At 60.3% G+C, this 12,673-nt stretch carries 14 protein-coding genes; 2 read left to right on the forward strand and 12 right to left on the reverse strand.

The window, feature by feature from the left end; all coding sequences use genetic code 11:
- The 11 genes from VN623_RS11120 to VN623_RS11170 all read right to left on the reverse strand — a co-directional run.
- A partial coding sequence (locus VN623_RS11120; protein ID WP_325571051.1) for a chorismate synthase occupies positions 1–481 on the reverse strand: 481 nt, incomplete at its 3' end.
- A 569-nt stretch (positions 482–1,050) separates the two neighbouring features.
- Positions 1,051–1,668, reverse strand: coding sequence for a histidine phosphatase family protein (locus VN623_RS11125; protein ID WP_325571053.1), 618 nt, complete (start codon positions 1,666–1,668; stop codon positions 1,051–1,053).
- A complete protein-coding gene (gene fabI, locus VN623_RS11130) occupies positions 1,665–2,516 on the reverse strand; it encodes an enoyl-ACP reductase FabI (RefSeq protein ID WP_325571055.1) in 852 nt (283 codons plus the stop codon). The genes VN623_RS11125 and fabI overlap by 4 nt, the downstream gene beginning before the upstream one ends.
- 189 nt (positions 2,517–2,705) lie before the next feature.
- On the reverse strand, positions 2,706–3,449 hold the full coding sequence (locus tag VN623_RS11135) for an ABC transporter ATP-binding protein (RefSeq protein WP_325571057.1): 744 nt from the start codon (positions 3,447–3,449) through the stop codon (positions 2,706–2,708).
- Between the two features lie 19 nt (positions 3,450–3,468).
- Positions 3,469–4,683: an ABC transporter permease gene (locus VN623_RS11140; RefSeq protein WP_325571059.1), complete on the reverse strand. Its 1,215-nt coding sequence runs from the start codon at positions 4,681–4,683 to the stop codon at positions 3,469–3,471.
- Positions 4,684–4,792: 109 nt separating this feature from the next.
- Complete coding sequence (locus tag VN623_RS11145; protein WP_325571061.1) at positions 4,793–5,416, reverse strand: hypothetical protein; 624 nt, start codon at positions 5,414–5,416, stop codon at positions 4,793–4,795.
- Positions 5,417–5,590: 174 nt separating this feature from the next.
- Positions 5,591–6,445, reverse strand: coding sequence for an alpha/beta hydrolase (locus VN623_RS11150; RefSeq protein WP_325571063.1), 855 nt, complete (start codon positions 6,443–6,445; stop codon positions 5,591–5,593).
- Between the two features lie 78 nt (positions 6,446–6,523).
- A complete protein-coding gene (locus VN623_RS11155; protein ID WP_325571064.1) occupies positions 6,524–6,937 on the reverse strand; it encodes a hypothetical protein in 414 nt (137 codons plus the stop codon).
- A 21-nt stretch (positions 6,938–6,958) separates the two neighbouring features.
- Complete coding sequence (locus tag VN623_RS11160; RefSeq protein WP_325571065.1) at positions 6,959–7,177, reverse strand: hypothetical protein; 219 nt, start codon at positions 7,175–7,177, stop codon at positions 6,959–6,961.
- Positions 7,178–7,521: 344 nt separating this feature from the next.
- On the reverse strand, positions 7,522–8,604 hold the full coding sequence (locus tag VN623_RS11165) for an HlyD family secretion protein (protein WP_325571066.1): 1,083 nt from the start codon (positions 8,602–8,604) through the stop codon (positions 7,522–7,524).
- Between the two features lie 242 nt (positions 8,605–8,846).
- The gene (locus VN623_RS11170) at positions 8,847–9,122 is read right to left on the reverse strand and encodes a hypothetical protein (protein WP_325571067.1); all 276 of its coding nucleotides are present in this window, start codon (positions 9,120–9,122) and stop codon (positions 8,847–8,849) included.
- Positions 9,123–9,370: 248 nt separating this feature from the next.
- On the opposite strand from VN623_RS11170, the gene VN623_RS11175 reads away from it, so the two are divergent.
- Positions 9,371–9,964, forward strand: a complete 594-nt coding sequence (locus VN623_RS11175; RefSeq protein WP_325571068.1) for a glutathione peroxidase — start codon at positions 9,371–9,373, stop codon at positions 9,962–9,964.
- A 155-nt stretch (positions 9,965–10,119) separates the two neighbouring features.
- Positions 10,120–11,742: a glucan biosynthesis protein gene (locus VN623_RS11180; protein ID WP_325571069.1), complete on the forward strand. Its 1,623-nt coding sequence runs from the start codon at positions 10,120–10,122 to the stop codon at positions 11,740–11,742.
- A gap of 16 nt (positions 11,743–11,758) precedes the next feature.
- On the opposite strand, the gene sseA is transcribed toward VN623_RS11180, so the two are convergent.
- Positions 11,759–12,622 carry a 3-mercaptopyruvate sulfurtransferase gene (gene sseA / locus VN623_RS11185; protein ID WP_325571070.1) on the reverse strand — a complete coding sequence of 288 codons (864 nt, stop codon included), beginning with the start codon at positions 12,620–12,622 and terminating at the stop codon, positions 11,759–11,761.
- Between the last annotated feature and the right edge of the window lie 51 nt (positions 12,623–12,673).

A 12,673-nucleotide genomic window follows, 5' to 3' on the forward strand; every position in this document is an offset into this window, starting at 1 on the left:
GGACGAGCGCGCCGCGAATCGTAACCCCAGGAATGACCTTGCGCGCCACGGCGCCTGCCGCGACCCGTGATGCGGTTTCGCGCGCCGAGGATCGCCCGCCACCGCGATAATCGCGGATGCCGTACTTGGCGTCGTAGGTGAAATCGGCGTGCCCAGGCCGATACTTGTCTTTGATGTCGCCGTAGTCCTTCGAACGCTGGTCGGTGTTCTGAATTTCGAGTGCGATCGGCGTGCCGGTCGTCACGCGCTTGCCCGAAGCGTCGGCAAAGACGCCGGAGAGGATCGTCACCGCGTCGGCTTCCTGGCGCTGGGTCGTGAAGCGGGATTGGCCCGGCTTCCGCTTGTCGAGGTAGCCTTGGATGTCCGCCTCATCGAGGGCGATGCCGGGCGGGCAACCGTCGACGATGGCGCCGATCGCTGGGCCGTGGCTTTCGCCCCAGGTTGTCACGCGGAAAAGATGGCCGAAGGTGTTGTGGGACATCGCCTGGCTGATCGTTTGAGAGGGCTGCCCGTCGAAATCGTATGGGTGGTGGTGCAACGAATGTGTTGCCGGGCTGCGTCACCATCCTTCTTAGGTGCGGCGGTAAAAGGCGGCAAGCCCGCTCGGCGGGCAAAGCGCGTGACAAGTCGCGGCGACGCAGATTTACTCGGCTGCAGTTTGCGTACGTCGATGGTTCCGTCAGACTTGCGGACAGATACGACGACAGCATCGTAACCGTATCCGTATTTGACCGGCAACTCGGCCGAGCACGCGATTGCTGCCTGAACGCAGCCCGCGTCGCATCGAAGGATCGCATGTACCGGACAAGGTCGGAATCGGTCCTCTTCCGCAAGGATTGAGGAGTGCTGTTTTCAAGGGCTGTGCAAAGGCTGACGGCAGAAAAGCCGTCGACCAGCCAAAAGACTGTTCCGCCGGGATTTGAGCGTCCGCGGTCGAATGGTCTTTCATTATGCACCCAATGGGTGACGAAGAGCCGGGGAGCCGCTTCCCCGGCTCTTTTGATTCTTTGGATTGCTGTCAACGGCTAAGGTTAAAACCGGGCCAGTCGATCAGAGCCACGACATCGTCGCGTCGCGAAGCTTCAAGACCTTGTCCTGGGGCACGTCCAGGAAGGGCACCAGTGCATCCTCGATGCCCAAAATCGCCCCGCGCGCCACCCGGCTGACGCCACCGTGGGTGACGGCTACGGTATCCCTCTCGAGCGTGGTGAGCCACGCCGAAACGCGCTGTTGTAAATCGCGATAGCTCTCGCCATGCGATGGGCGCCACCCGAAAGGATCGGACGCTTTTTGCGCAAGGCCCGCAGGGTCTGTCTGGGGCAGCTCGGCCGCGAGCCGGCCCTCCCAATGGCCATAGCTCAGCTCAACAATTTGCGGATCGGTGCGGAAGTGTTCTGCATCGAGTCCGAGCGCGGTACGGATCAGCCGCATCGTCTCGACGGCGCGCCCAAGCGGGCTCGACACGAAATCGAAATCGGCGAGAGCCGGCATCAGAGGCATCAACACGTCGCCGTGGCGCTGCGCCTGGGCACGGCCTGTTGCGTTGAGAGGAACATCGCGCTGGCCCTGGTAGCGGGCGTCCCGGTTCCAGTCTGTTTCGCCGTGACGGATAAGATACAGCGTGATCCCGGGCTTCAAAAGCGTCGGGCGCACAGGCTCGCTTTTCAACTGTCGTCGCTTTTCACAACCGAAATGTCGGGAGCATCTTCGTTCTTCATACCTTGGACGTGATAGCCGCTATCAACGTGATGGATCTCTCCGGTCACGCCGCGAGAAAGTTCGGACAGCAGATAAAGGCCCGCCCCGCCGACATCATCGATCGTCACGTTGCGGCGCAGCGCAGAGTTGTACTCGTTCCAACGCAGGATGTAGCGGAAGTCAGCGATGCCTGCCGCTGCGAGCGTCTTGATCGGGCCGGCCGAAATCGCGTTGACGCGAATGCCGTTTTTGCCGAGGTCGGCAGCGAGATAACGGACGCTCGCTTCCAATGCCGCCTTGGCGATGCCCATGACGTTGTAATGTGGCATGACCTTTTCGGCGCCGTAGTAGGTGAGGGTCAGAAGTGCGCCACCATCGGTCATCAGCTTTTCGGCGCGTTTGGCGAGCGCCGTAAACGAATAGCAGGAGATGAGCATGCTCTGCGTGAAGTTCTTTTCCGTCGTATCGACGTAACGGCCGTCGAGCTCGTTCTTGTCGGAAAATGCGATTGCGTGGACGACGAAGTCGAGGCGCCCCCATGTCTTGGCGAGTGTGTCGAACACGGCATCCATCGACGCCGCATCGGTCACATCGCAGGGGAGAACGACCGTTGTGCCGAGTTCGGCGGCCAACGGCTCGACCCGCTTTTTCAGGGCGTCGCCCTGATAGGTAAGCGCAATCTCCGCGCCCTGTGCCGCGCACGCCTTGGCGATACCCCAGGCAATCGATCGATTGTTGGCGACTCCCATAATCAGCCCGCGTTTGCCGGCCATCAATGAACCGGTGATAACGGACGAGTTCGCCTCAGACCCGGGCATGGGCTCGAATTCCTTGCTTATTCCGATTTGTGATTTTTGATTAGTAAGTTGCCGCATCCTACACAAATGGGTTTGGCGGTCCAGATAGCCTCAGGATTCGGATGCGCGGCCCATTGCCCGGTGCTGATGCTTAAGGCCATCCGGGCAGAATACGATTCAGTAAGGTGAAGATCAGGGTAGCCAGCATCCCTACTGGGCCGGAACCTGCATTTCGGCGGCGGTCTCCAATTTCGGCCGTTCCGAGCCTGCGATCCGGCCGTCATCGATCGTGATGATGCGGTCGGCAAATTGCAACGTACGGTGATCATGGGTAACGGCGAGGACCGCGCGCCTGGTGTCCTGCGCAACCTTGGCCAAGAGTTCCATCACGGCCATGCCGTTTTTGGCATCGAGCGCCGCCGTCGGCTCGTCTGCCAGAATGACGGACGGCGAGCCTGCAAGAGCCCGCGCAATGGAGACGCGTTGCTTTTCGCCGCCCGACATCTTCGACGGCATGGCGTTGATGCGATGGCCGAGTCCCACTGCTTCGAGCGCGTCGGCGGCGTTATCGTAGGCGTCGGGTCCGCTCAAGTCTCTGAGGTCCAACGCCAGCATGACGTTCTCTACCGCCGTCAATGTCGGCACGAGGTTGTAGGACTGGAACACGAAGCCGACGTGTTGGCGCCGCAGGTTGGCCAATTGCTCCTTGCTCATGTTTTGCGTCCGAAACCCCGCGAGCGACAGCTTGCCTTCCGTCGGTGTCAGGATGCAACCGAGAATTGAGAGTAGGGTCGTCTTGCCGGAGCCCGACGGGCCCATCAGCAGGGTCAGCTCGCCGGTATGCAGTTGCAGGTCGATACCCTTCAGCACCTTGACCTCGTTCGGTGCCGTGCCGAGCACCTTCACGATGCCTTCGGCTTCTAGGATGACTTTGCTGTTCGTTGGCTCGGACATTGTGGTCTCCAGAATTCCGCTAGCGACTGAACACGACGGCCGGATCAATCCGAACCACTTTGATGATGGCGCTGATCGCCGCGAATATGCACATTCCGATGGTGACCGCGAATAACCCGCCTGCGAGCTGCGGCGTCATCAATATCGTAAGCTTGGTATCCTGCGCGGCTTGGATTGCGAGCGTCGATAAGGCCATGCCGAGCACGTAGCCGATGAGACCGGAAAGGACGGCCTGCATCAGAATGACTTTAACGATGTAGCCAGCGCCCGCCCCCAGGGCACGAAGGGTCGCGAACTCATTGATGTGATCCTTCGTGCTCGAATAGAGGGTCTGCGCGACAATCACGATGCCGACAATGAGGCCAAGAAGCGCGCCCGCAATGAGCGCCGCACCGGCGCCCGTCTGGAACAGCCAATAGTGTTGGCTGCGCTTGCGGAATTCGTCTTGCGTCAGGATGTCGGTATCCGGCAGGCGCCGCTCGAGTTCGGCTCGCACCGTCTCGAGATCGGCGTTCGGCATAAGCGTCACGCGCTGATAGGAAGCCTGGTTTTGCTCGGCGCCCGACAGCCTGCGCGCCTCCTCGATCGACGTGAACACGAAGGGAAGCGTCGTGAACGAGCGAATGCGTTTGGTAATCGCAGCGAGCCTGACCGAGACGCCGTTCATCTCGCCTTGATCGCCAATGTGCGACACGCCCAAATCCGCAAAATAGCTCTGGTCAATGGCGACGCTGTCGGGCGCCTCGAGCGCTTGGCGGCTGCCCTCGACGATGTTCCATGGAAGCGCCTTCGGGCTATCGCCCGCGGTGCCGATTAGGAGGACCGTGTTGGTTCCGCCCTCGGGCTTGCGCCAGCGTGCGAAGGAAACGACCATGTCCTCGGAGTCCTGCACGCCCGGAGCCGAAAGGGCCATGTACCGCTCACGGCCCGACAGGAACGACGGATCGTCGTAGCTCTTGGTTCCGAGCGGCACGATCCAGAGGTCGGCGGGCGCCGCATCGATGATGGCAGCGATTTTCTTTTCCGAGCCGAGATAGATTCCTGATTGAACCGCGACGAGGACAACCGAGAACACGATGCCGACGATCGTGACGAAGAAGCTCAGACGGTCATGGAAAAGGTTGCGGTAGGCGAGTTTCGCTACCATCGGGATGTTGCGCCTCGGCGACCTCGGCCGCTTCGTGTGCGCGATTTGAGATTTGACCCCGACCGGAGCTTTGACTGCGAGTTCCATGACCTTTCCCCCTCCTCGAGGCGTTGGCCGGCTTCACGGACGATAACTGTTCGGCGAAACGTTTCCCAGGGCAGACGCTGCAGTCTGCCTTGGGGTTAACCTGTTGACCTTACTGGCAGGGCACGTCGACCAGGCCGGCGATGGCAGCCGAGAACCGGCGGCATACGCGCTTGGCGGCAGGTACCGAGATCGTCTTCTGTTCGGCCTTTCCGCTCGTCTCGGTCTTCTCGACCGTGGCGACCTTCTCGACCTTGGGTGCTTCGAGCTTCGCCATCGCCGGCGTTGTCGTGGTGGCGGCTTTGTCAGTTTCCTTGTCGAGCACTGCAGTGGTCGTCGTGCTTGTGCTCGCTGTCGACTGCGTTCCGCTGACATCCGCAGCCGGCGTTTTCGCGATCTCGGTCGTCGTCTCGTCGTTCGTAATCAGTTTGTCCTCGAGCTTTGCTGTCTGCACTTCGGGCTTGCTGACCTTGTAAGCGACGGCAGCCTTCGGAGCGCGCTTGATCTTGCGAACTGGAGCAGCGGCGGCCTCGTACTGGCGGCGAGCTGCGTAGCGCGGCTTATGGCAATTGCGGCCGCTGCCGTAGCCTTCGCCTGAATAACTCTGGTTCGAGTGGGCAATGAACGAGCCGAGCGGGAAGCCAAATCCGACCCGGACGCCCCCGGCATTCGCGGCGCTCGTCAGCGTGGTGCCGGCCAGCAGTGCAGCGGCGAGTGCGAGAGTGGTTTTGGTCATTGGAGCCTCCTCGGGCTTTCTGTTGCGGTCTTGTTTCAATCTCGGCGCCGGTTCTCTCCGGCTATGACTGGACAATGCCGCAACCGTCGTTGGCCCGCTGTTCCGGCCGGAACACACGATTCATTTCAGCGGCGTTTAATTTTAATTATGTTTATCAGCATGTTATGGCGTGCATCACGCTGCTGAATTCCGGAACGGAAGGCGATCTGCAGCAGCATCGCTGGCAATATTTGCAATGAAATTTTCGACGAACGCATCGATCGCCTCGACGACGAGGTGGCGCTGCCGATCGACGGTCACGATGTGGTAGCAGTCATCGAGCACGGTCAGTTGGACAGGGCCTCTCAGGTTGTCGCGCAGATACGTCGCGTTGTTCATGGCCGCGTAGTCGTCGTCGATTGGATGCACGATCAGCGTCGGCTGGCGCACGTAGGGCACCAGCTTTTGCATCGCCTTCACCAAATGGCGGTGCTCGAAAGCGGCACCACCCGGCGTTACGGGATGTCCGGCCTGCGAGGCGCCCCTGGACATTCGAGCCCTCTGGATGAATTCGCGAATTCGTTCGTCCTTGATGCCGTGCGGATCACGATGCGGAAACCTGAACAGGTTCGCGACCCACTTGGTGCGGATGAGTTTGAAGACCCGCGCGTACCAAGGGATCATCCAACCGTTGAGCCAAAGCGTCGGCGCAAGCAACGCGGTGGCGTTTACCTTGGCCGGGTTCCTGGCGGCGAGCATCACGGCCAGCACTGCCCCTGCCGAAAGCCCGCCGGCAATGACGACGTCACAATCCTTCTTGATGTCGTCGAGAGCCAGGCTGGCACCGCGGTACCAGTCGGTCCATGTGGAGGCCCGAAGCGCGTCTTCGCTGCCGCAGTGTCCGGCCAACATCGGGCAATGAACGGTATAGCCCTTGCTTGCGAGCCCGGTCGCAACGAAGCGCATTTCGACTGGCGTTCCACATAGCCGGTGCAGCAGCAGAATGCCGACCTTGCCGCGCCTGATCTTGAAGCCCACATCCCTCGTCATGTCATTCTTCCAAACAAAGAAATTTATCGCCCGATCAGAGGCTTAAAAGGTGCTTCTGAGCTGGGATGCTGCTGCGATCTAGGCAGCGATTTTGAGGGGAAGCGGCTCGGCGGCCGGCGAGGCGGTGGCTGCATCGAGAGCCGTCAACAACCTCTGTGCGTTGAAGCCGAAGCGCGTATTGAGTGGCTGGCGCGAAGCTTCGCGGATCGCTGCCGCGATCAGCCTGAAGCCGCGTTCGAGGAGCAAACCCTTGAGGCGGCGTGACGCGAAGACGTCGAGCAGCGCCCGAAAACGTAGAGCCACTGCGAGCCGGGCTTCGTCGGAACCTTCGAAGCCCGTCCAAATCTCGTTCTCGAGATCGCGGATCTCCCGCTCGGTGAGGCCCTTCAGGAGGGCAAGACCCTGACCTTTTCCGATCAGCAGCCGCATCGGTATATCGAGTTCGGCGGCGTCGACCCTCGGCACATCGGCCAGGTTCAATATTACGGTCATGGCATCGCTCCGAAATTCAGATCAAAGACCGATGCCGCCGAACGCCGCCCATGGCGATCCGGCTAGAACGATGATGTCGCGAGCCTTGAGGCCGCCGAGTTCGAAATGAACTTCGTGGCCCTCGAGATCTTCGCGGCGATTGCGGATTGCCGTTTGCTCGAAACGGTAGGCGCGGCCGTCCTCGGCGTAGATCACGCCGACTCCGAGATCGCGGCGGAATTTTTTGATTTCTCCGTACATGGGTCTCTCCTGAAGCAGCGGGTTGAGGACGTTTCCGTGTTCGATCGCTGCATCATGCTCGGAGGTGCGCGGAGCCGCTGTTCCGATGGGCACAGGAGATTGTGTGAGGAATGGAAAGTGCGCTGCGATGCCGGTTGAGGTTCGCGCAACGCCTCTGAAACGGCAGCGGGGAGGAGCGTGGAACGGAGCCGCATGTCCGCATCCGCGCATCCTCCCCGCACCAGGACCGGTGGCGGCTCGGCTAAGGAGGAAGCTCGCCGCCACTGGCCCATTGGGGCTCCGCTGGAAATTGCGCCTCCCGCATCAGCCGAGGGCACGCTCCGAGCAGAGTATTGCTGTCCGCGTTACTTGAAAAAGGCGTCGGCCCTCATTCCAGGCAGCAACGGCGGATTGCCTTCGAGATCGACCGTCACCTCGAGAACCTCGACGTCGGTCGGACGGCGCGCGCCGCGCAGAGCGAAGTGCGGCGATGACAATGTCGGCGCGAGTTCCGCTACGGTACCGGTGAACTCCTGGCCCGGATAAGCATTGCTCTTGACGACCACTTTGCCGCCGACCTTGATTTTCGAAACGTCGATCTCGTCGACTTCGGCTTTGAGACGCACGACCGACATATCGCCGAGAACGACAAGGGCTTGCTCGGGCGAAGGGGCGATCATCTCGCCGGCCTTCGCAGGAAGCTGCAGCACGGTGCCGTCGACGGGAGCGCGAATGCGGGTTTTTTCGAGCAGCGCTTCGGCGACCGATATGTCCGAGCGAGCCGCCTGAAGCGCCGATTCCAACCGATTTGGCGCCGGGACGTTACGCTTGGCCGAGGCAGTCGCATAACGGCCGCGCTCTTTCTTAAGATCTTCCTGGGCTTTTGTGACGTTACGGCGGGCGTCTGCAACGCGTTCGGCGCTGCCGGTACCCTGGCGTTTCGCTTGTAGTTCGTACTCGAGCACGAAGCGGGAATTCGTCACCGCGCGCTCGGCCGAAAACACGTTGTCCTCCGCATCACGAAGATCGTCGCGTCCTTTGTCCAGCGACTGCGCATCACGCTCACGCTTGCGCGATGCGGCTTCGGCTTCAGCCGCTTGCAAACGGGCGCGCGCCTCTTCGTCATCGAGCCGGATCAGAAGTTCGCCTTCTTCGACCTTGTCGTTCAGTTTTACGGTGACTTCGGCAATGCGCCCGAGAAGTTGTGCGCCGACGCGAACGAGGCCGGACTTCGGCTCGACGCGACCGGGCGCGGCGGCGATCCAGTCGATTCTTGGCGCTGCCGTCTCGACTTTCAAAGTTTCTTCGTCAGTGGACTTTGCGCCCACGAGATCGCTGCGCGAAATAGCGATTGCGCCGAACGCCGCCGCCCCAACGACCAGCGCGAGGAGGAGAAGTTTCGTCAAAAATCCCCTCTTAGGACGGCGGTTGCCTTCATCAGTGCTCATGTCATAATCCTCCTTAAGAATTCAATCGCGAGCCGGCGCCTTTGCGCCTTCCCACAACACGAGCGACGCTAGCGATCCTAATCCTCATTGACTGTTTCCGGTGGAACAGCTCATCGGGCCGCTGAAAAAAAGTCCGTACGCGGAGACGGCATCAGGCAAAAAAGAAAAAAGGCCTCGGGAATTTCCCGAAGCCTCAGATTTCTCGATATTCGATGAAGGGCTGAACGGCGTTTTGCAAATTCCTATTGGCACATCTCGCGGAGTGTCCAACCGACGATCTTGCAGCTCTCGCGGCCGCTGCTATTGACCGTGCACCTGCGGTCCGGCAGGCGCTGATAATCACAGAAATAATTGCCGGAATGGCCGGAATAACCGTGCATCGGCTTGGCGAATTTATAGTCTTGAACGAAGACTTCTTTGCCCCCACGAGCTTCGGCAGGCGAGCCGTTGAAAAGCGCCGCACCGGCAATCGTCGAGAAAGCAATGGCGATTGCCAACGTGTTGCTGAGAGTTGTCATTTATGGGTCCTCCTTAGGTGGGCCGGCGGCCCGGGTTTATTTCGATGGAGGCAGATTTAGCGACAGCCGTGCTTGGCCGCTGTTCCCGTTGGAACAGGGGTGTCGGTGCGGAAGAAATTGAGGTGCTTCACGGACGTCATTTCAATATATGCCGCAGCGTGAGAACCTCACATCAGTCGCCGGCCGCGGTACTTAAAAGTGGCGCGCTCAATATCGATATAGACTATGCGAAATGCGGTGGGGTGGAAATGACAAAACTCTGGGCGACGGTGGCAGGTCTTATCGCGATGTGGACGGGAGCGCCTAGTGTTGGGCCATCAAAAGTCGTGACGGGTACGGCTTACGATTTCGCGTTCTCAGGGATAGACGGTAAGCCGCTGCAGCTGGCCGACTGGCGGGGCAAGGTTCTGCTCGTCGTTAACACGGCATCGTTCTGCGGCTACACCAAGCAGTACGCCGGACTGCAAGAACTGTGGACGCGCTACGAGAAGGCCGGGCTCGTTGTGATCGGCGTGCCATCAAACGATTTTGGTGGCCAGGAACCGAAATCCGAAGGCGAAATAAAATCGTTCTGTCAGGGTGCATTCGGCGTCACCTTTCCTCTGACGTCGAAGCAGGTGGTGATTGGATCAGAGGCGCACCCCTTCTACAAATGGGCCGCCGATGCGATAGGCCCCAAGGGCCTGCCGAACTGGAATTTCCATAAGTATTTGATTGGACGCGATGGGCGATTGCTGCGGTCGCTTTCGACGCGATTAGCGCCAGCGTCGGAGGAAGTTACCAGCTGGATCGAAAAGGCGCTCGCCGAACACGCCTCGCAAGGTGCGGCTCTTCAAAATTGAACCGCAATCGCTGTCGAGCGTTTGCTTTGGGTGCGAGCACGATTCTCCGCTCAACGGTGCCAAAGCTCTCCGCTTTGACTGTCGCCTGAATTCGGCTCCGCAGACCGTGGTTTCAATTGCGTCAGCCGCGCAATTGGCCGGCGGCAGAGCAACACATGACAGGCACATCAAACATGTTTCGAAATTTCGCACCGAACCGCCGTCAGGTCTTGCGGGGTACCGGTGGGGTCGTTCTGTCTTCATGTCTTTTTGAAGCAGCCGGCGAAGCTCATGCGTTCGCGGGCGTCAGCAACGACGAACTTGGGCCGCAGGTCCCGTTTTCGTTCGATGACGTCACAAGGCAGGCCGAGGAACTTGCCAAGAAACCGTACGAGGAGCCGACCGTGCCGTCGCCCGGCGTCTTGGCCGAGATCACCTATGACGAATATCAGCGCATCCGCTATCTCGCCGATAAAAGCCTTCGCCTTGACCGTGACGGGCACTACCCGGTGCAACTCTTCCACCTTGGCAAATATGCAACCCATCCCGTTCGCATTCATGTCGTCGAGGGCACGGCCGCCCGCGAAGTGATCTACAGTCCGAAGCTATTTGACATCCCGGAGGACAGTCCGGCGCGCAAACTTTCTGCCGGAACGGGCTTCGCCGGCTTTCGCGTCATGGCGGACGACCTCAAGACGGATTGGTTCGCCGCAATGGGCGCTTCCTACTTCCGCACGTCCGGACCGTTCAATCAGTATGGCCTCTCGGCGCGCGGCATCGCAATCGATACGGCGATGCCGAAGCCCGAAGAGTTTCCCCGGTTCACTCACTACTGGCTCGAAGGTCCGCACGAGGCCCAAGGGCCTCTGACGATCTACGGACTGCTTGAGGGACCAAGTGTTACCGGCGCATATCGGATGCGTACCGAGCGGTCGACCAACGCCAAGGGCATCGCTCGCATCGTCATGGACATCGAGGCGCGGCTCTTTGCGCGCCAAGATATTGATCGCATCGGTATCGCGCCATTCTCCAGCATGTTCTGGTACGGAGAGGCGAACCGAAAGCAGGCGACGGACTGGCATCCGGAAATTCACGACAGCGACGGTCTTGCCATTCTCACGGGTACGGGCGAGCGGATTTGGCGACCGCTCAACAATCCACCGCGCGTTATGACCAGCGTTTTCGTGGACCGCGACGTCAAGGGTTTCGGACTGCTACAGCGCGATCGCGAATTCGGCCACTACTTGGATGACGGCATCTTCTACGAACGACGCCCGTCGGTGTGGGTCGAGCCGCTCGATCCGTGGGGTGAAGGCGCGGTGCAGCTGGTAGAAATTCAGACGACCGATGAGACCTTTGACAACATCGTCGCTTACTGGGCGCCGAAAGACGACTTCAAATCCGGGCAGCGGCGGACTTGGCGATATCGGCTTTCATGGCTGGACGAAATTCCGTTCCCGGAGGGGATCGCACGCTCTATAGGAACATGGACGGGTCTCGGCGGCCGCCCCGGACAAGAACGCCCGGCGGACGTTCGCAAGTTCGTCATCGATTTTGAGGGGAAGGCTTTCGAGGGCCTCGGCCGCAACGACGGTGTCGAACTCATCGTCGACGCGTCTCACGGGATCGCGTCGGGCGTCTACAACCATCCGGTTGTCGATCAGAAACAACGCTGGCGGGCCATTTTCGACATCAAAGCCATTGGCGCCGGCCCGGTCGATCTCAGGGTGTTCCTTCGCAAGGACAAGCAGGCGCTGACGGAAACTTGGATTTACCAGTATTTCCCCAACGAGACGTGACAACAGGGCCTGGCACCTAGTGCGCCGCGCCCGTCTCAACCGGCAAACCGTTGTCCTGGCCCCACTCGGCCCAACTGCCATCGTAGACGGCAGCGTTCGTCTGGCCCAGCACTGCAAGCGCCAATGCGAGCATTGAGGCGGTGACGCCCGAGCCGCACGTCGTCACGACCGACTTCGACACGTCGATGCCGACGCTCTTGAACAACGCGCTGAGTTCAGCCGGCGATTTGAACGTGCCGTCGGGATTCAACAGCTGCTGCGACGGGACGTTCTTGGCACCCGGAATATGACCCGAGCGCAGGCCCGGCCGAGGTTCGGCCTCGCGCCCCTCGAAACGGCCGGCGGGACGCGCATCGACGATTTGCGTGCCGGACTTCTTCAGAAGCGCCTTCATTTCTTCGAGGTCGCGAATGATTTCGGTGTTCTGCAACGGCGTGTAATGCCGTTCCGAGCGCTGGGCGGGACGGCCGTCTTCCAGCGGCCGGCCCTCGGCCTTCCATTTCCTTAGACCGCCATTCAATACGGCCACGTCCTGGTGCCCCATGGCGCGGAACGTCCACCACACGCGCGCTGCTGAAAAGATGCCATTGGTGTCGTAGACGACGATTCGCGCACCGTCGCCAATGCCCATTTTCTTCATGCGCGACGCGAACTTAACCGTCGACGGCAGCATATGGGGAAGCGACGATTTCTCGTCCGAAAGATCGTCGATATCGAAGAACAGGGCGCCTGGAATGTGCTCGGCGAGATATTCCTTCTTTGCGTCGCGGCCTGCTGTCGGAAGATGCCAGCTGCCGTCGAGCACGATAAGGTCGGGAGAGGATAGATGGCTCGCGAGCCAGTCCGTTTCGACGATCCAGTTCTTAGCGGTCTTTGGCAAGAGGTTCCCCACGCTCGAAGTCATTGCGGAAATTACGGCTGACAGCACATA

The sequence above is a fragment of the Hyphomicrobium sp. genome (assembly GCF_035572195.1).
Taxonomy (GTDB): Bacteria; Pseudomonadota; Alphaproteobacteria; order Rhizobiales; family Hyphomicrobiaceae; genus Hyphomicrobium_B.

Bases quoted from the DNA above. Each gene is read 5' to 3' on its own strand.
- fabI (WP_325571055.1), bottom strand. From the start codon at position 2,516: ATGCCCGGGTCTGAGGCGAACTCGTCCGTTATCACCGGTTCATTGATG.
- VN623_RS11165 (WP_325571066.1), bottom strand. From the start codon at position 8,604: ATGAGCACTGATGAAGGCAACCGCCGTCCTAAGAGGGGATTTTTGACG.
- VN623_RS11170 (WP_325571067.1), bottom strand. From the start codon at position 9,122: ATGACAACTCTCAGCAACACGTTGGCAATCGCCATTGCTTTCTCGACG.
- VN623_RS11180 (WP_325571069.1), top strand. From the start codon at position 10,120: ATGACAGGCACATCAAACATGTTTCGAAATTTCGCACCGAACCGCCGT.
- VN623_RS11150 (WP_325571063.1), bottom strand. From the start codon at position 6,445: ATGACGAGGGATGTGGGCTTCAAGATCAGGCGCGGCAAGGTCGGCATT.
- VN623_RS11140 (WP_325571059.1), bottom strand. From the start codon at position 4,683: ATGGAACTCGCAGTCAAAGCTCCGGTCGGGGTCAAATCTCAAATCGCG.
- VN623_RS11145 (WP_325571061.1), bottom strand. From the start codon at position 5,416: ATGACCAAAACCACTCTCGCACTCGCCGCTGCACTGCTGGCCGGCACC.
- VN623_RS11160 (WP_325571065.1), bottom strand. From the start codon at position 7,177: ATGTACGGAGAAATCAAAAAATTCCGCCGCGATCTCGGAGTCGGCGTG.
- VN623_RS11135 (WP_325571057.1), bottom strand. From the start codon at position 3,449: ATGTCCGAGCCAACGAACAGCAAAGTCATCCTAGAAGCCGAAGGCATC.
- VN623_RS11175 (WP_325571068.1), top strand. From the start codon at position 9,371: ATGACAAAACTCTGGGCGACGGTGGCAGGTCTTATCGCGATGTGGACG.
- VN623_RS11155 (WP_325571064.1), bottom strand. From the start codon at position 6,937: ATGACCGTAATATTGAACCTGGCCGATGTGCCGAGGGTCGACGCCGCC.